General features: G+C 62.4%; 15 protein-coding genes and 1 pseudogene. 12 read left to right on the top strand and 4 right to left on the bottom strand.

Annotation, left to right across the window (positions count from 1 at the left end; genetic code table 11):
- Positions 1–37: 37 nt before the first annotated feature.
- Positions 38–532 (bottom strand): Fur family transcriptional regulator, encoded by a 495-nt coding sequence (locus P0D73_RS30680; RefSeq protein WP_132373298.1) that lies wholly within the window; start codon positions 530–532, stop codon positions 38–40.
- Between the two features lie 326 nt (positions 533–858).
- Between P0D73_RS30680 and P0D73_RS30675 the strand changes: the two genes are divergently transcribed.
- The 7 genes from P0D73_RS30675 (at position 859) to P0D73_RS30645 (ending at position 7288) form a co-directional block, all read left to right on the top strand.
- Entirely contained in the window at positions 859–1641 is a 783-nt protein-coding gene (locus P0D73_RS30675; RefSeq protein WP_408287646.1) for an L-iditol 2-dehydrogenase, read from the top strand.
- A gap of 72 nt (positions 1642–1713) precedes the next feature.
- On the top strand, positions 1714–3036 hold the full coding sequence (locus P0D73_RS30670) for an ABC transporter substrate-binding protein (protein ID WP_132373302.1): 1323 nt from the start codon (positions 1714–1716) through the stop codon (positions 3034–3036).
- 164 nt (positions 3037–3200) lie between these two features.
- Entirely contained in the window at positions 3201–4136 is a 936-nt protein-coding gene (locus P0D73_RS30665; protein WP_408182283.1) for a carbohydrate ABC transporter permease, read from the top strand.
- 38 nt (positions 4137–4174) lie between these two features.
- Positions 4175–5008 (top strand): carbohydrate ABC transporter permease, encoded by an 834-nt coding sequence (locus P0D73_RS30660; protein WP_085966707.1) that lies wholly within the window; start codon positions 4175–4177, stop codon positions 5006–5008.
- Positions 5005–5718, top strand: coding sequence for an HAD family hydrolase (locus tag P0D73_RS30655; protein ID WP_408317893.1), 714 nt, complete (start codon positions 5005–5007; stop codon positions 5716–5718). Before P0D73_RS30660 ends, P0D73_RS30655 begins: the two co-directional genes overlap by 4 nt.
- 105 nt (positions 5719–5823) lie before the next feature.
- Positions 5824–6933: an ABC transporter ATP-binding protein gene (locus P0D73_RS30650; protein WP_408434294.1), complete on the top strand. Its 1110-nt coding sequence runs from the start codon at positions 5824–5826 to the stop codon at positions 6931–6933.
- A 58-nt stretch (positions 6934–6991) separates the two neighbouring features.
- Positions 6992–7288 (top strand): DUF1330 domain-containing protein, encoded by a 297-nt coding sequence (locus P0D73_RS30645; protein WP_408182282.1) that lies wholly within the window; start codon positions 6992–6994, stop codon positions 7286–7288.
- 18 nt (positions 7289–7306) lie between these two features.
- On the opposite strand, the gene P0D73_RS30640 is transcribed toward P0D73_RS30645, so the two are convergent.
- The 3 genes from P0D73_RS30640 to dalD all read right to left on the bottom strand — a co-directional run bounded on the left by P0D73_RS30640 (position 7307) and on the right by dalD (position 11377).
- On the bottom strand, positions 7307–8254 hold the full coding sequence (locus P0D73_RS30640) for a sugar-binding transcriptional regulator (protein ID WP_408317889.1): 948 nt from the start codon (positions 8252–8254) through the stop codon (positions 7307–7309).
- 90 nt (positions 8255–8344) lie between these two features.
- Positions 8345–9826 (bottom strand): xylulokinase, encoded by a 1482-nt coding sequence (gene xylB, locus P0D73_RS30635; protein WP_408182280.1) that lies wholly within the window; start codon positions 9824–9826, stop codon positions 8345–8347.
- A 138-nt stretch (positions 9827–9964) separates the two neighbouring features.
- Positions 9965–11377, bottom strand: coding sequence for a D-arabinitol 4-dehydrogenase (gene dalD / locus P0D73_RS30630; RefSeq protein WP_408434291.1), 1413 nt, complete (start codon positions 11375–11377; stop codon positions 9965–9967).
- Between the two features lie 383 nt (positions 11378–11760).
- Between dalD and P0D73_RS30625 the strand changes: the two genes are divergently transcribed.
- The 5 genes and pseudogenes from P0D73_RS30625 to P0D73_RS30605 all read left to right on the top strand — a co-directional run bounded on the left by P0D73_RS30625 (position 11761) and on the right by P0D73_RS30605 (position 17013).
- A complete protein-coding gene (locus P0D73_RS30625; protein ID WP_408434288.1) occupies positions 11761–12741 on the top strand; it encodes an AraC family transcriptional regulator in 981 nt (326 codons plus the stop codon).
- 52 nt (positions 12742–12793) lie between these two features.
- Positions 12794–13549: pseudogene (locus tag P0D73_RS30620) on the top strand (ATP-binding cassette domain-containing protein); the annotation flags it as partial.
- A gap of 50 nt (positions 13550–13599) precedes the next feature.
- Positions 13600–14688, top strand: coding sequence for an MDR/zinc-dependent alcohol dehydrogenase-like family protein (locus P0D73_RS30615; RefSeq protein ID WP_408434286.1), 1089 nt, complete (start codon positions 13600–13602; stop codon positions 14686–14688).
- 46 nt (positions 14689–14734) lie between these two features.
- Positions 14735–16279 carry an FGGY-family carbohydrate kinase gene (locus tag P0D73_RS30610; protein ID WP_408182273.1) on the top strand — a complete coding sequence of 515 codons (1545 nt, stop codon included), beginning with the start codon at positions 14735–14737 and terminating at the stop codon, positions 16277–16279.
- Complete coding sequence (locus P0D73_RS30605) at positions 16276–17013, top strand: SDR family oxidoreductase (protein WP_408287630.1); 738 nt, start codon at positions 16276–16278, stop codon at positions 17011–17013. The genes P0D73_RS30610 and P0D73_RS30605 overlap by 4 nt, the downstream gene beginning before the upstream one ends.
- The last annotated feature ends 94 nt before the right edge of the window (positions 17014–17107 follow it).

Raw genomic sequence — 17107 nt, 5'->3', positions numbered from 1 at the left:
TGAATGAATCACAGACGTTAGGAAGGGCGCGCCGGTGCTACGCCGGTTTTGTGCCGGCGCAAGCACCCGCGGGCCGCGCCGCGCGGGCACACAGCGCGCACAGACCGCTCAGTTCGACCACCTGCCGGTGCACTTCGAAGCCGTGCGCCGGCGCGCTATGCGACAACTGTTCGGCGAGGTCGTCGCCGGGAATCTCGACGGTCGCGCCGCAGCCGTCGCACATTAGAAACTGGCTGCGATGCGGCACGCCGACTTCGCAGCAGGCTACGAACGCGTTCTTCGATTCGATCCGATGGACGAAGCCATGCGCGAGCAGAAAATCCAGCGCGCGATAAACGGTCGTGGGCGGCACGCGACCGCGTGCCGGCTCGAGCGCGTCAAGCAGTTCGTAAGCGCCGATTGGCCGCTCGCTGGCGACGATCGCCGCATACACCTGACGACGCAGCGGCGTGAGCGCAAGCCCGTGCAGCGCGGCATGCGCTTCGGCATGCGCGAGCCGCACGGCGTGGTGTTCTGCAATCGATGTGGCCATCGGCGGATGCTCCTGACGAAATAGCAATCAAGCGAAACAGCGATCAAGCGGCTTCGAAGCGAGGTCGCAATGATATAACGTATCTCGAATTTTTGTCAGCAAGGCGAGCAGAAAGCAGATTGGCTGTCCTCGATTTCTCGTATTAGTGTTGTTCGAGGCGGATGAGTGGGGCGCATGTCCTGCCGCGCTGCACCATCGAAATCTGCTCGGGCGCCTTGACATGGCCCTGTGCGTATCCGATCATTCGATCACCAACAGAGCAATTGTTCGCGCAATGAGCGTTCGCTCACCGCGCCTCAAGAAGCGAAACGAACCGGAGACGAGCAGTGGCGGCACGATTGCAAGACAAGGTGGCCATTCTGACCGGCGCGGCAAGCGGAATCGGTGAAGCCGTCGCCCGCCGGTATCTGGACGAAGGCGCGCGCTGCGTGCTGGTCGATGTGAAGCCGGCGGACAGTTTCGGCGACACATTGCGCGCCGCTTACGGCGAGCGCGTGCTGACCGTGAGCGCCGACGTCACGCGCCGCGACGATATCCAGCGCATCGTGGCGAGCACGCTGGAGCGCTTCGGGCAAATCGACATTCTCTTCAACAACGCGGCGCTCTTCGACATGCGCCCGATCCTCGACGAATCCTGGGACGTGTTCGACCGTCTCTTCGCGGTCAACGTGAAGGGCATGTTCTTCCTGATGCAGGCCGTTGCACAAAAGATGGTCGAGCAAGGCCGCGGCGGCAAGATCATCAATATGTCGTCGCAAGCCGGACGGCGCGGCGAGGCGCTCGTGTCGCACTACTGCGCGACCAAGGCGGCCGTGCTGAGCTACACGCAATCCGCGGCATTGGCGCTCGCGACGCACAAGATCAATGTGAACGGCATCGCGCCGGGTGTCGTCGATACGCCGATGTGGAACGAAGTCGACGCGCTCTTCGCCCGCTATGAAAACCGGCCGCTCGGCGAGAAGAAACGCCTCGTTGGTGAAGCGGTGCCGCTCGGCCGCATGGGCGTGCCGGACGATCTGACCGGCGCCGCCCTGTTTCTCGCGTCGGCCGACGCCGACTACATCACCGCGCAAACCCTGAACGTCGACGGCGGCAACTGGATGAGCTGAGTCCGCGCCGTTCATCGTCATTTTCGTAGAACAAACGCTGCACTACATAACGTACGAGAAAGGAGACAACACATGAAGCCAGCTCTCAAATCCACGCTAAAGGCGGTCAGTGCCGGCGCTGTCGCATGCTTTGCATTGAACGCGTCGGCGGCCACGGTGACGATCGCCACGCTGAACAATCCAGACATGATCGAGCTGAAGAAGCTCTCGCCCGAATTCGAAAAGGCGAATCCGGACATCAAGCTGAACTGGGTGATTCTCGAAGAAAACGTGCTGCGTCAGCGCGCCACCACCGACATCACGACCGGCAGCGGCCAGTTCGACGTGATGACGATCGGCGCGTACGAAACGCCGCAATGGGGCAAGCGCGGCTGGCTCACGCCGCTCACCAATCTGCCCGCCGACTACGATCTGAACGACGTCGTGAAGACGGCCCGCGACGGCCTCTCGAGCGGCGGCCAGTTGTACGCGCTGCCGTTCTATGTAGAAAGCTCGATGACGTATTACCGCAAGGATTTGTTCGCGGCCAAGGGTCTGAAGATGCCCGATCAGCCGACCTACGAACAGATCGCGCAATTCGCCGACAAGCTCACCGACAAGGCCAACGGCATTTACGGCATCTGTCTGCGCGGCAAGGCGGGCTGGGGCGAGAACATGGCCTACGGCACGACGGTGGTGAACACCTTCGGCGGCCGCTGGTTCGACGAGAAGTGGAACGCGCAGCTCACCTCGCCGGAATGGAAGAAGGCGATGACTTTCTACGTTGATCTGCTGAAGAAGGACGGCCCTCCGGGAGCGAGTTCGAACGGCTTCAACGAGAACCTCACGCTGATGTCCTCCGGCAAGTGCGGCATGTGGATCGACGCCACGGTTGCCGCTGGCATGCTCTACAACAAGCAGCAATCGCAGATCGCGGACAAGGTCGGTTTCGCCGCGGCGCCGATCGCGGTCACGCCGAAGGGTTCGCATTGGCTGTGGGCTTGGGCGCTGGCGATTCCGAAGTCGTCGAAGCAGCCTGACGCGGCGAAGAAGTTCATCACGTGGGCCACGTCGAAGCAATACATCGAACTGGTCGCGAAGGACGAAGGCTGGGCCTCGGTGCCGCCGGGAACGCGCAGGTCCACGTACGCGCGACCGGAGTACAAGCAGGCAGCTCCGTTCGGCGACTTCGTGCTGAAGGCGATCGAAACGGCGGATCCGGAGCATCCGACGCTCAAGCCGGTGCCGTACACCGGTGTGCAGTTCGTCGGGATTCCTGAGTTCCAGTCGTTCGGTACCGTGGTCGGTCAGAGCATCTCCGGCGCGATTGCCGGTCAGATGACGATCGATCAGGCGCTGGCAGCCGGCAACGCCACCGCGGATCGCGCGGTGAAGCAGGCCGGCTACCAGAAGTAAGCCACGGTAGTCATGTGGCACGCGCCGGCTGACGCCCGTCAGCCGGCCCACGCAGCACAGCGGGCCGTCCCCGCCGCGCATGCGCCGCGACATCGCAAAGTGTCGCCGCGGCGTTCATGCGGTTTCGGGCGGCGGTCCGCGCATTACCGAACAGGTGGTCAATCATGCGTCCTCTGCGCCTACCTATCATGCATGCCCATCCCCAGACAGAAAAAGAACGTGAAATCCGCAAGGCCAATTCCGCCCGCTGGCTAGTCTCGCCGTCGGTCGCGGTCCTGGTGCTGTGGATGGCGATTCCGCTCGCGATGACGATCTGGTTTTCGTTCTCGCGCTACAACCTGTTGAACCCGGATCTGAAAGGCTTCGCGGGTTTCGACAACTATAAATACCTGGCCAGCGATCCGTCGTTCGGCCCTTCGATCGGTCACACGCTCGAACTGATCATCTCGGTCCTCGTGATCACGGTGGTCGGTGGCGTGCTGATGGCGATCCTGTTCGACCGCAAGTTCTACGGCCAGGGCATCGCGCGGCTGCTCGCCATCGCGCCGTTCTTCGTGATGCCGACCGTGAGCGCGCTGATCTGGAAGAACATGATTCTGCATCCGGTGTATGGCCTGATCGCGCAGGGCATGCGCGCCATGGGCATGACGCCGATCGACTGGTTCGCGGAATATCCGCTGACAGCCGTGATCATGATCGTCGCGTGGCAGTGGCTGCCGTTCGCTTTCCTGATTCTGTTCACGGCGATCCAGTCGCTCGATCAGGAGCAGAAGGAGGCGGCGCGCATCGACGGCGCGGGTCCGTTCTCGATGTTCTTCTACATCACGCTGCCTCACCTGAAACGGGCGATCGCGGTGGTGGTGATGATGGAGACGATTTTCCTGCTGTCGATCTTCGCCGAAATCTATACGACCACGGGCGGCGGTCCGGGCACTGCGACCACCAACCTGTCGTACCTGATCTATTCGCTGGGCCTGCAACAGTTCGACGTCGGTCTCGCGTCGGCGGGCGGCATTCTCGCTGTCGTGCTGGCCAATATCGTGTCGTTCTTCCTCGTGCGGATGCTCGCGAAGAACCTGAAAGGGGAGTACGAAAAATGAGCCAAGTTGCCTCTACCCCGGTGTCGAACTCGACTGCCATGACCGTGCCGGCGAAGTCGCCGTTCGCCGCGATTCGCCGCGGCATTCCCGGCGTGATCGCCTGGCTCGTCGCCTTGCTGCTGTTCTTTCCGATCTTCTGGATGACGATCACCGCATTCAAGACGGAGCAGCAAGCCTATGCGTCGTCGCTGTTTTTCATCCCGACGCTCGATAGCTTCCGCGAGGTGTTCGCGCGCAGCAATTACTTTTCGTTCGCGTGGAATTCGATACTGATCTCCGCGGGCGTGACGATTCTGTGCCTGATTCTCGCGGTGCCAGCTGCATATGCGATGGCGTTCTTCCCGACCCGTCGCACGCAAAAAGTGCTGCTGTGGATGCTGTCGACCAAGATGATGCCGTCGGTCGGCGTGCTGGTGCCGATCTATCTGTTGTGGAAAAACAGCGGGTTGCTGGATTCGGTATCGGGTCTCGTGATCGTCTACACGCTGATCAATCTGCCGATCGCGGTGTGGATGTCGTTCACGTACTTCGCCGAAATACCACGCGACATTCTCGAGGCCGGGCGGATCGACGGTGCCGCGACGTGGCAGGAAATCGTCTATCTGCTGATGCCGATGTCGCTGCCCGGGCTCGCATCGACGGCGCTGCTGCTCGTGATCCTGTCGTGGAACGAAGCGTTCTGGAGCATCAACCTGTCGAGTTCGAACGCCGCGCCGCTGACTGTGTTCATCGCCTCGTATTCGAGTCCTGAAGGTCTGTTCTGGGCCAAGCTGTCGGCCGCTTCGCTGCTGGCGGTCGCGCCGATCCTGATCGTCGGCTGGCTGTCGCAGAAGCAACTGGTGCGCGGCCTTACCTTCGGGGCGGTCAAATGACGGCAGGCACGAGTGGAAGCACGCTCGCCGGCAATTTCGCACTGATCTGCGATTGCGACGGCGTGCTGATCGACAGCGAAGCCGTGGCGGCGCGCATGCTGGTGCACGAACTCGAAGCGCGCTGGCCCGACACCGACGTCGAACCGGTCGTGCTGCCGCTGCTTGGACTACGCATCGAGAAAGTGCTGCAGGGCACCGCGGCGCAACTCGGCAAAAGTCTCAGCGTCGACGATATCGATGCGATCCGCAGCGCGGTGGAAGCAGCGGCGATGCAGGCGCCGACGGTCGAAGGCATCGAAGCCGCGCTGGCTCAGGTGCCGATCGCCAAGGGCTGCGCGAGCAACAGCTATCGCCCGTATGTGGAAACGGTGCTGACGCGCACGGGCCTCGTGAGGTTTTTCGGCGACCGCCTGTTCTGCGCCGATGCGGTGCCGAATCCGAAGCCCGCGCCCGACGTCTATCTGGCGGCGGCCAAGGGCCTCGGACTCGCACCCTCGGCGTGCCTCGTGGTGGAGGACAGCGTCACCGGCGTGACGGCGGCGAGCGCGGCGGGCATGACGGTGCTCGGCTTCATCGGCGGCGGTCATGCGAGCGATGCGCAGATCGACAGGCTGCATGCAGCCGGCGCGCGTCACGTATTCGACGACATGCAGCAGTTGCCGGAACTGGTCGCGCAATGGACGCTGAGCGCGACGGCAGCGGCACCGTAGGCACGGCAGCGAAAAGCAAATCAACGTAGCAGCCTGGGCGTGCCAAACAGTTCAGGCAACCGAAACATCGGACAAGCAACACATAGCATTACACGGAGACACATCATGGCAAGCGTAACTCTGCGCAACATCAGGAAGGCGTACGACGAAAACGAAGTGATGCGCGACATCAACCTCGATATCGCGGACGGCGAGTTCGTCGTGTTCGTGGGCCCGAGCGGTTGCGGTAAATCGACGCTGATGCGGATGATCGCCGGCCTCGAAGATATCAGCGGCGGCGATCTGACCATCGACGGCATGCGTGTGAACGACGTTGCACCCGCCAAGCGCGGCATCGCGATGGTGTTCCAGTCGTACGCGCTGTATCCGCACATGACCCTGTACGACAACATGGCGTTCGGCCTGAAACTCGCCGGCACCAAGAAGCCGGAAATCGATTCGGCCGTGCGCAACGCGGCGAAGATCCTGCATATCGACCATCTGCTCGATCGCAAGCCGAAGCAGTTGTCCGGCGGCCAGCGTCAGCGCGTGGCGATCGGCCGCGCGATTACGCGCAAGCCGAAGGTGTTCCTGTTCGACGAACCGCTGTCGAATCTCGACGCCGCCTTGCGGGTGAAAATGCGCCTCGAATTCGCGCGTCTGCATGACGAACTGAAGACCACGATGATCTACGTGACGCACGATCAGGTCGAGGCGATGACGCTGGCGGACAAGATCGTAGTGCTGTCGGCGGGCAATCTGGAACAGGTCGGCAGCCCGACCATGCTGTATCACGCGCCGGCCAACCGTTTCGTCGCAGGATTCATCGGTTCGCCGAAGATGAACTTCATGGAAGGCGTGGTGCAGTCGGTCACGCACGACGGCGTCACGGTGCGCTACGAAACCGGCGAGACGCAGCGCGTCGCGGTGGAACCGGCCGCGGTGAAGCAGGGCGACAAGGTGACGGTCGGCATTCGCCCCGAGCATCTGCATGTCGGCTTGGCCGACGACGGCATAACGGCCCGCACGATGGCGGTCGAATCGCTCGGCGACGCGGCGTATCTGTATGCGGAATCGAGCGTCGCGCCGGACGGACTGATCGCGCGGATTCCGCCGCTCGAACGTCATACCAAAGGCGAGACGCAAAAACTCGGCGCCACGCCGGAGCATTGCCATTTGTTCGACAGCGCAGGGAAAGCATTCCAGCGTAAGATCGTCGAAGTGCTGGCCGCGTGATGATTTGGGAAAGCGGCGGGCGCGCCGCTTTCCTTTCAATCACGCTCCGGAAACGCTCATGGCTGCCTACGTCGTCATTACGCGCGAGAAAACGCTCGACCCCGCGAAGCTGGACGAATACAAACAGGTTGCGCCTGCAACCTTCGAGCGGCATCCGGTCATGATGCTGGCGAGCCACGGGCGCAAGGAAGTGGTGGAGGGTCCGCCGATCGACGAAATCCTGATCCTCGAATTCGCCAGTTACGACGAAGCGCTCACCTGGTATCGCAGTCCGGAGTATCAGGCCGTCAGCGAGACGCGTCTGCAGGGCGGGGAATATCGGATCATCATCACCGAGGGGCTGACGGCGATGTAGCGCGGCAAGGCCGCCGGCTCACGCCTCGAGCGCGGCCCTTGCGCACGATTCGTCAGTCACGAGTCCCGACAGCCAGCCGCCTTTGAGCACCGCGATCAGCGCCTCATGCTTGCGTTGGCCGCCGGCGAAACCGATGGTCGGGCGCCGCGGCGGCGAGTCGAGCGCGATGCTCGTCACGCGCCGGCCGGTCGGCGATTCGACGTGCGCGCCGGCTGAATCGATCGGCAGGCCGAGCATTTCAGCCACGGCGCCGTTCTGCATCAACTCTTTCACTTCCGCCGACGTAATGAAGCCGTCTTCGTGCAGCGGACATTTCGGCCCGATATTGCCGATGCCGACGAACGCCACGTCGGCCTGCGCCGACAGCGATTCGACGATCCGGTAAAGCCGGTGATTGCACCACTGCGCGCGTTCCGCTTCGCTATCGGCGAGCAGCGGCGCGGGCAGCAGAAAATGCTTGCCACCCGTCTTCTCCGAAATGTGCAGCGCGACGTCATAGCGGTTCGAGGAGCCGTCCTGGGCGATCGCTCCGACCATCGATACCAGCCGGTGCTGCGGACGGTCCAGTTGCGCGATCTGATCGACTGCGGCCTTCAGCGTCCGGCCGCTGCTCACCGCGACCACCATGGGTTTTTCCTCGCTGAGATAGCGCTCCATCACCTGCGCGCCGGCCACCGCCAGCTTACGGTCGACTTCTTCGGACGTATCGCTGTCGATCGGCACCACTTCGCACATGCTGAGGCCATAGCGTTTCGACAGTTGATCGGCGAGCGCGAGGCAGTCCGCCAGTTTGTGATCGACGCGCACGCGAATCAGATTCTTTTCCACCGCGAAGGCGACCAACCGTTGCGCGACCGGGCGCGACACCTGGAGCTTCTCGGCGATCTCGTTCTGGGTGTTGCCGGCGACGTAGTAAAGCCACGCGGCGCGGGTAGCAAGATCTAATTTTTCTGTGGACTTGGGCACGGTGACGGTTCGCTTGAAGTGCGCCGATGATAGCAGCCGGTCCCGGCGCCTTAACTCAACCCGGCGCTGAAACAGGCCGCGGATTGCCGGTCAGGCAAGCAGTTGCCGCGCGGGGTCGAACAACGGCCGCACGTGGCGGTAGAGCGCGCGATACGCTTCGAGCCGCGCGCGCAGTTCGGCATGGCGGCGTGGGTTCGGCGTGAACTCCTTGGCGATGGGCGGCTTGGTCAGCACCGTGGCCGGATCGCCGCCCGCGGCCAGCCAGCCGAGGCGTGCCGCGCCGAGCGCCGCGCCGGTCTCGCCGCCGCCGTGCTTGCGGGTGGCGGTGTCGAGTGCGTCGGCGAGCAACTGGGCCCAGTAGTCGCTGCGGGCGCCGCCCCCGAGCAGGGACAGCGCCTTCGCTTCGGTGCCGGCCGCGCGCAGCGCATCGAGGCCGTCGGTTAGCGCGAGCGTGACGCCTTCGAGCACCGCGTAGCCGAGCAGCGCGCGATCGGTTGCGTGAGTCATGCCGAAGAACACGCCTTGCGCGTACGGGTCGTTGTGCGGCGTACGTTCGCCGGACAGATAGGGCAGGAAGAGCGGCGCGGTGTTCAACGCGTCCGCGGGCAGCGCCTCGATTTCGGCGAGCAGGGTCGGCTCGTCGGTGGAGGTGAGCTTGCAGACCCAGCGCAGACAGCTTGCAGCGGAGAGCACCACGCTCATCTGGTGCCAGCGATCCGGAATCGCGTGACAGAACGCGTGCACGGCCGAAGCCGGATTCGGCCGGAAGCTGTCGCCGACCACGCACAGCACGCCCGACGTGCCGAGCGAGACGAAGCCGTCGCCGGGTTGCGTCGCGCCGATGCCGATTGCGCTGGTGGCGTTATCGCCGCCACCGGCCGCGACGATCACACCATCGCTCAAACCGAATTCGCGCGCCACTTCGGGCAGCAGCGTGCCGGACGGCTCGCTGCCTTCGCACAGGCTCGGCATCTGCGCGCGCGACATGTTGCAGGCCGCGAGCAGCGAGTCCGACCAGTCGCGTTTGGCGACATCGAGCCACAGCGTGCCGGCCGCATCCGATGGATCGGACACCTTGCCGCCGGTCAGTTGCAGGCGCAAGTAATCTTTCGGCAGCAATACGCAGGCGGTCTGCGCAAAAATCTCGGGTTCGTGGCGCGCGACCCACAGCAGCTTCGGCGCGGTGAAGCCGGGCATGGCGAGATTGCCGGCGACGCTGTGCAACTCCGGCGCGCGCTCGGTCAGTTCCGCGCATTCCTTGTCGCTGCGCATGTCGTTCCACAAAATCGCCGGACGCAGCACGCGGTCCTGCGCATCCAGCAGCACGGCGCCGTGCATCTGACCCGACAGGCCGATGCCGCGAATCTGCGCGAACTCGTCGGGATGTTTGGCGCGCAATGCGGCGAGCGCGGTGCGCGTGCCGGCCCACCAATCTTCGGGATTCTGCTCGGCCCAGCGCTGATGCGGGCGCGAAACGGTAAACGGTGAGCCTGCGGTCCCGATCACGCGTCCGTCGGAGGCGAGCAGCAGAACTTTTACTTCGGACGTGCCGAGGTCGATGCCGAGATACATGGGCGCGGAACCTTCGTCGTTGGAGATGCGCTACTTTAGCCGCACATGGCGCGCGGTGCCATGCGCATTAAGCCTGGCACCGACGCGCTTCGATGCCGCGCGGTGCGCGGCCCTTCTTAATCGTGAAGTCTGCGGCGCTCAAACCGCGCCGCGTTTGGCGAGCCATACATCGACGCGCGCCAGTGCGCCTTCCAGCGCCGATTCGAGTTCCGGCGTTTGGGCCATGCTGCCCCACAGCAGCCGGTCGGCGGCGAACGCTTTCAACGGATCGGGCGCCTCGAAGAAAGCGCGCGCGGCGCGCTCATCCATCACACCGTCCTGATACGCGTAGGGCAGTTCGCCGGTATTCCAGCGCTCGAGAAAGCGGAAGAAGAGGGCAGGCAGCATCGCCGTCGCCGCGGGCGTGACGCCGCGCTCGAAACACTCGGACATCGTCGGCGCGATAAAGCCGGGCAGCTTCGAAAAGCCGTCCGCCGCGACGCGCTGGTTCGTGTCCTGGATATAAGGATTGCTGAAGCGCTCGAGCACCACGTCGCGATAGCGTTCGAGATCGAGCGGACTCGGCGTGAGACACGGAATCACGTCTTCGGTCACGTATTCGTAGGCGAATTTGTTGATGTCGGCGTCGAGCGTGCCTTCGTGAATGTAGTTCAGTCCGACCAGCGTACCCGCCCACGCGATGCAGCTATGCGTCGCGTTGAGGATGCGGATCTTCGCTTCTTCATACGGCATCACCGAGTCGACCAGTTCCGCGCCGACGTTTTCCCATGCCGGGCGTCCCGCAATGAAGCGGTCTTCGATCACCCATTGGATGAACGCTTCGCCCATCACCGGAGCGGCGTCGTCGACGCCGGTGGCGGCCTTGACGCGCTCACGCACGTCCGGCGTGGGACGCGGCGTGATGCGGTCGACCATCGAACTCGGACAGGCGGTGTTGTCGTCGAACCATTGCGCGAGGTCCGCAGCGCCGCGCCGTTCGAGAAACTCGCTCATGCCCGCATGGAAGCGTTCACCGTTGCGGCGCAGGTTGTCGCAAGTCTGCAGCGTGACCGGGCCCGCGTCGCCTTTCATGCGCGCGTCGAGAATCGCAGCCAGCGCGCCATAAATGGTGGTGTGGCCGCCTTTGAGGTCGGCCGCGAGGTCGGGGTTGGCGGTGTCGAGTTCGTCCTGCTCGTCGAGGTAATAGCCGCCTTCGGTGACGGTGAACGCGATGATCTTGCAGGCCGGATCGGCGCCGGCTTCGATCAGCGCGTCGAGGCTCTCGGTCCACGGTACGACGCGCTCGATCGAACGAATCGTCTCGTAGGCGCGCTCACCTTGAGGCGTGACGGTCTCGAGCGTATAGACGCCGTTTTGCGCGGCGAGCGCTTCGAGCACCGCATTCATGTCGCTGCGGATATTGCCGACCGTTAGCGACCAATGCGGCTCGCCCGGCACCTTGGCCTCGTTCAATCGGTGGAGATACCACGCCTGATGGGCGCGATGAAACGATCCCGCGCCGATGTGCAGGATCACGTGTGCGGCCGCGCCGCTGTCTTGCCCGCTGTTCATGTGCGTCTCCTGAATGTCCTTGCTCGCACGGCTGGTAGCGTGCGTTTCTTCTAGAGTTGGAGCATTTGCTCTGCATGTGAGCGAATGATCGTACCCGGCGAAACGAAAGTCAAGGCGACCGCGAACGGTTTTCGTGGCGCAGCGCGGCGTGGCGGGGCTTTTCGGCGTGGCTCACGGTGCGTCTTAGCGTGATGGAGGCGCGTTGCCAAGCGTATTGCATTGCACCAAATTTGACATTGAGCGCGCCAGGACTAACCCGAATGCAAAAAAGTATCGGTCCGCGGTTTCATTTTTAGTGGTGAATAGCGCGCCGGAAGGCTACTTTTCGCTATACAAGACGAAGACCAGCGGCGCTCCAAACGGCCGCTTCATGGAGGCAGACAGTGCAACCCGATCTCGAACTCGTGGCCGTACGCCGTGACGAATCGTTCAAAGTATGGTCGCACGGCTATCCGTACCGCACGGTGCGCTGGCACTTTCATCCGGAATACGAAATTCACCTGATCGTGGCGACGACCGGCAAGATGTTCGTCGGCGATCACATCAGCAGCTACACGCCTGGCAACCTCGTGTTGATGGGGCCGAACCTGCCGCACAACTGGGTGAGCGACGTGCCGGAAGGCGAGACGATTGCGCAGCGCAATCTGGTCGTGCAGTTTGGGCAGGAGTTCGTATCGAGCTGCATCGACAGTTTTCCTGAGTGGCGTCAGGTCGAAGCGCTGCTCGCCGATTCGCGTCGAGGCATCTCGTTCGGCGCGCAAACGAGCGCGGCGATCCAGCCGCTGTTCCTCGAATTGCTGGTGGCGCGCGGACTGCGCCGGCTGGTGCTGTTCATGTCGATGCTCGAAATCCTGATGAACGCGGAGGATCGCGAGACGCTCGCGAGTCCCGCTTATCAGGCCGACCCGACCAGCTTCGCGTCGACGCGCATCAATCACGTGCTGTCGTATATCGGCAAAAACCTCGCGAACGAGTTGCGCGAATCGGATCTGGCGCAACTCGCGGGCCAGAGCGTCAGCGCGTTCTCGCGGTATTTCCGCCGCCACACGGGGCTGCCGTTCGTGCAGTACGTGAACCGCATGCGTATCAACCTAGCGTGCCAGTTGCTCACCGACGACGATCTGAGCGTCACCGATATCTGTTTCAAGGCGGGCTTCAACAACCTGTCGAATTTCAACCGGCAGTTCCTCGCGGTGAAGGGCATGGCGCCTTCGAAATTCCGCCACTATCAGCAACTGAACGACGCAAGCCGCGACGCCTCCGAAGAAGCCGCGGCGCGCGGCGTGGGTATCGACGACGCGCCGGCCATCGTGCTCGCGCCGGGTCTGCCGCGCAGCGCCGCCGCCGCTTATCCACCGACGTAGTCCCAGCCCACGCTTCCAGCCGAAGCGTTTTATTTCACCCGCGTTTCAACACGTGACGATCGATTTGTCGGTGCCGATTCGCGAACTCTCGGTGGCGCAGCAGCAGTTCGTCGCGATGATTTTCATCTCGCACCACCTCGAAGAGATTTCCGAAGTGTGCGACCGCATTACCCTGCTGCGTGATGGTCAGTACGTCGGCATGACCGAGGTATCGCAATCCGACGTAGGGCATCTCGTGGAGATGATAGTGGGACGCCGCATCGAAAACAGCCTTCCGCCGAAGCCACCGCTGCGCGCGGATGCGAAGATCGTGCTCGAAGTCGACAAGCTACAGTTGCTCAAGGACAGTCCGATGTTGAGCTTCAGGCTGCGTGAAGGCGAGATTCTCGGCTTCACGGGACTGGTCGGCTCGGGGCGCACGGAAACCGCGCTTGCCGTGATCGGCGCGGATCCGGCGCACGTCAAGGAGATTCGCATCAACGGCGCGGCGGCCAAGCTGTCCGATCCCGCCGATGCGTTGCGCGCCGGTGTCGACATTCTGCCGGAGAGCCGCAAGACCGAAGGCCTGATCACCGACTTCTCGATCAAGCAGAACATCTCGATCAACAACCTCGGCAAATATCGCTCGTGGAGTTTTTTCATCGACCAGCGCAGCGAAGCGCGTGCGACCGCCGACATCATGAAGCGCGTGGGCGTCAAAGCGCCGACCATGCACACCGAAGTCGCGACGCTCTCCGGCGGCAATCTGATCTTGTCCGAACTGCCGGAGATCGTCGGCATGTGCGACCGCGTCGCCGTGTTCCGGCGACCGCAGAAAGTAACTCTCCACTGACTTCCTTTTTTTAGCAGGACCATGCAATGACGACTCAATCCGACAAGCAGAACATGACAGCCATCGTCTGTCATGCACCGAAAGACTATCGCGTCGAACAGGTGTCGAAGCCTCGCGCGGGCGCCCACGAACTGGTGATCCGCATTGCCGCGTGCGGCATTTGCGCGAGCGACTGCAAATGCCACTCGGGCGCGAAGATGTTCTGGGGCGGCCCGAGCCCCTGGGTGAAAGCGCCGGTGATTCCGGGCCACGAGTTCTTCGGATTCGTCGAGGAAATCGGCGAAGGCGCGGCCGATCAGTTCGGCGTGAAGATGGGCGACCGCGTGATCGCCGAACAGATCGTGCCGTGCGGCAAATGCCGCTATTGCAAATCCGGTCAGTACTGGATGTGCGAAGTGCACAACATCTTCGGCTTCCAGCGCGAAGTCGCCGATGGCGGCATGGCCGAATACATGCGCATTCCGCCGACGGCGATTGTTCACAAGATTCCCGACGGCATTTCGCTGGAAGATGCCGCGATCATCGAGCCGCTTGCCTGCGCGATCCATACGGTCAACCGTGGCGACGTGCAGCTCGACGACGTAGTGGTGATCGCGGGCGCCGGTCCGCTCGGTCTGATGATGACGCAAGTCGCGCGCCTGAAAACGCCGAAGAAGCTGGTGGTGATCGATCTCGTCGAAGAGCGCCTCGCACTCGCCCGCGAATACGGCGCCGACGTGACGATCAACCCAAAACAGGACGACGCGCTTGCGATCATTCGCTCGCTCACGGACGGTTACGGCTGCGATGTGTATATTGAAACCACCGGCGCGCCGACCGGCGTGAATCAGGGCATGGACCTGATTCGCAAGCTCGGGCGGTTTGTCGAGTTTTCGGTGTTCGGCGCGGATACGACACTGGATTGGTCCGTGATCGGCGACCGCAAGGAACTCGACGTGCGCGGCGCGCATCTTGGACCGTACTGCTACCCGATCGCGATCGATCTGCTGGCCCGCGGGTTGGTGACGTCGAAAGGCATTGTCACGCACGGCTTTTCGCTGGAAGAATGGGACGAGGCGATCGAGATCGCCAACTCGCTCGATTCGATCAAGGTGTTGCTGAAGCCGCGCGCCTGAACGTCGAACGTGGGCGGAGAATGAGCGGCATACAAACGGAGACAGTATGGATTACGTCATCGGCGTCGATATCGGCACGCAGAGCACCAAAGCGCTGCTGGTCGATCAGCACGGCGCGATCGTCGCGCAGCATGCGTCGAGTTATCAGCCGGATACGCCCAAGCCGCTGTGGGCCGAACAATGGCCCGCGGTCTGGTTGAAGGCGGTGGTGGAGTGCATCGCCGCATGCGTCGCTAAAGCGAAGGAGGCGGGCGTCGCGTCGAATTCGATCAAAGCCGTGTGCGTAAGCAGCCTGTACGGCGGCTCCGGTATTCCGGTGGATAGCGACATGCGTCCGCTTTATCCGTGTTTGATCTGGATGGATCGGCGCGCCACCGAACAGGTCGAATGGGTGCGCAACAACGTCGATCTCGAACGGCTTTATACGATCACCGGCAACGGCGTGGATAGCTATTACGGCTACACGAAGATGCTGTGGCTGCGCGATCACGAGCCGGATGTGTGGTCGCATACGCGCTACTTTCTGCCGCCGAATGCTTACGTGATCTACATGCTGACCGGCGAGGTGGCGGTGGATCATAGTTCGGCGGGCAATATCGGCGGCATCTACGACATTGCCAAACGTGATTGGTCCGATGAAGCGCTCGACATGCTCGGCATTCCCGCGACGATGATGCCCGAGCGGTTGGTCGAATCATCGGAAGTGGTGGGCGGCTTGCTGTCGCAGTGGGTCGAGCAGCTTGGCCTAGATGCGGGTACGGCGATCGTCGCGGGTGGCGTTGACGCAGCGGTGGCGACGTTCGCGGCCGGTGTCACGCGTGCTGGCCAGCATGTCGCGATGATCGGCACGAGTATGTGCTGGGGCTATATCAACCAGTCCGTCGACGCGCGGCACGGGTTGATCAGCATGCCGCATGTGTTCAACGGGCAGCACGATATCTATGTGTTCGGCGGCGCGATTACGGCGGGCGCGTCGGTGACGTGGTATCGCGAGCAGTTCTGTCAGGCGGAAATCGAGGCCGCGCGCGCGACACCGCATGGCGATCCGCATCGCTTGCTGGAAGAGAGCGCTTCTCGGATTCCGGCTGGTTCTGACGGTGTGATGTTCCTTCCGTATCTGATGGGCGAACGTAGTCCGGTGTGGGACGCGAAAGCGAGCGGGGCGTTCGTCGGGTTGAGCCTGTTTCATACGCGCGCACATTTGTACCGCGCGGTGTTGGAGGGCGTGTCGTTCGCGCTGAAGCACAACATCGAAGCGGGACGCAAAGGCGCGCAGTCGCTGGATGACAAGTTGATCGTGGTGGGCGGCGCCGCGCATTCGGATTTGTGGATGCAGATCATCGCGGACATTACCGGCTATCCGGTCTATACCATCGAGCAGGACGTGGAGGCGGCAATGGGGGCGGCGTTGCTGGCGGGCGTCGGTGTCGGCCTGGTATCGCGTGAAGAGGCGAGGAGCGGATGGGTTACGCTGGTTGAACGTGCGGAGCCGAACGCGCAACGGATGGCGTTGTATGAGCAACGGTTCGGCGTTTATACGGATTTGTATCCGGCGTTGAAGCCGGTCATGCATCGGTTGCAGACATCATGAATGCTACTTTTGATTTTTCTGGCCGCTCGATTCTCGTGACGGGGGCTTCGAGTGGAATTGGGCGCGCCACGGTTGAAGCGTTGTGTGCGTCTGGTGCGAATGTGGTTGCTGCGGCGCGGAATGTGAATGAGCTTGCGCGGTTGGCTGAGGAGACGGGCTGTGAGCCGTTGGTACTTGATGTTAGCGATGAGGCTGCTATTGATGACGCGTTGGGGTCGCTCGATGTGTTCGATGGGCTCGTGAATTGCGCGGGGATTGCGTTGCTTGAGCGGGCGGTGGATACGACTGGTGCGAGTTTTGATCGTGTGATGGCTGTGAATGCGCGTGGCGCGGTGTTGGTTGCCAAGCATGTGGCGCGTGGGATGATCGATGCTCAACGGGCTGGCAGTATCGTGAATGTTTCCAGTCAGGCTGCGCTCGTTGCGTTGGATGATCATTTGAGTTATTCGGCTTCCAAGGCTGCGCTTGATGCTGTCACGCGGGCTTTGTGTGTTGAGTTGGGGCCGTTTGGGATTCGGGTTAATAGCGTGAATCCTACGGTTACGTTGACGCCTATGGCAGTGATGGCCTGGAGCGATCCGGTTAAGCGGGAGCCGGCGCTTAAGGCTATTCCTTTGCAGCGGTTTGCTGAGTCTGCTGAAGTCGCTGCGCCGATTTTGTTCTTGTTGAGTGATGCGGCTTCTATGATTAGTGGGGTTTGTTTGGCTATTGATGGGGGGTATACGGCTAGGTAAGGTTCTTTGCCTGTGCGGCTGCTGATTTGTCTGTGATCCTAAGGTGTTGGCCTTTTCTTGATTTCTTATCGGTCTATTAGCGTTGCCCCGCACA

This window comes from Paraburkholderia sp. RL18-101-BIB-B (assembly GCF_046026985.1).
Classification (GTDB): Bacteria; Pseudomonadota; Gammaproteobacteria; order Burkholderiales; family Burkholderiaceae; genus Paraburkholderia.
The sequence above is the reverse complement of the archived record's forward strand: the minus strand, read 5'-3'. Positions and strand labels throughout refer to the sequence as shown.

What these genes read in the sequence shown, in the direction of transcription:
- P0D73_RS30610 (WP_408182273.1), top strand. Translation starts at nt 14,735, where the DNA reads ATGGATTACGTCATCGGCGTCGATATCGGCACGCAGAGCACCAAAGCG.
- xylB (WP_408182280.1), bottom strand. Translation starts at nt 9,826, where the DNA reads ATGTATCTCGGCATCGACCTCGGCACGTCCGAAGTAAAAGTTCTGCTG.
- P0D73_RS30615 (WP_408434286.1), top strand. Translation starts at nt 13,600, where the DNA reads ATGACGACTCAATCCGACAAGCAGAACATGACAGCCATCGTCTGTCAT.
- P0D73_RS30655 (WP_408317893.1), top strand. Translation starts at nt 5,005, where the DNA reads ATGACGGCAGGCACGAGTGGAAGCACGCTCGCCGGCAATTTCGCACTG.
- P0D73_RS30665 (WP_408182283.1), top strand. Translation starts at nt 3,201, where the DNA reads ATGCGTCCTCTGCGCCTACCTATCATGCATGCCCATCCCCAGACAGAA.
- P0D73_RS30645 (WP_408182282.1), top strand. Translation starts at nt 6,992, where the DNA reads ATGGCTGCCTACGTCGTCATTACGCGCGAGAAAACGCTCGACCCCGCG.
- P0D73_RS30650 (WP_408434294.1), top strand. Translation starts at nt 5,824, where the DNA reads ATGGCAAGCGTAACTCTGCGCAACATCAGGAAGGCGTACGACGAAAAC.
- P0D73_RS30605 (WP_408287630.1), top strand. Translation starts at nt 16,276, where the DNA reads ATGAATGCTACTTTTGATTTTTCTGGCCGCTCGATTCTCGTGACGGGG.
- dalD (WP_408434291.1), bottom strand. Translation starts at nt 11,377, where the DNA reads ATGAACAGCGGGCAAGACAGCGGCGCGGCCGCACACGTGATCCTGCAC.
- P0D73_RS30670 (WP_132373302.1), top strand. Translation starts at nt 1,714, where the DNA reads ATGAAGCCAGCTCTCAAATCCACGCTAAAGGCGGTCAGTGCCGGCGCT.
- P0D73_RS30660 (WP_085966707.1), top strand. Translation starts at nt 4,175, where the DNA reads ATGACCGTGCCGGCGAAGTCGCCGTTCGCCGCGATTCGCCGCGGCATT.
- P0D73_RS30680 (WP_132373298.1), bottom strand. Translation starts at nt 532, where the DNA reads ATGGCCACATCGATTGCAGAACACCACGCCGTGCGGCTCGCGCATGCC.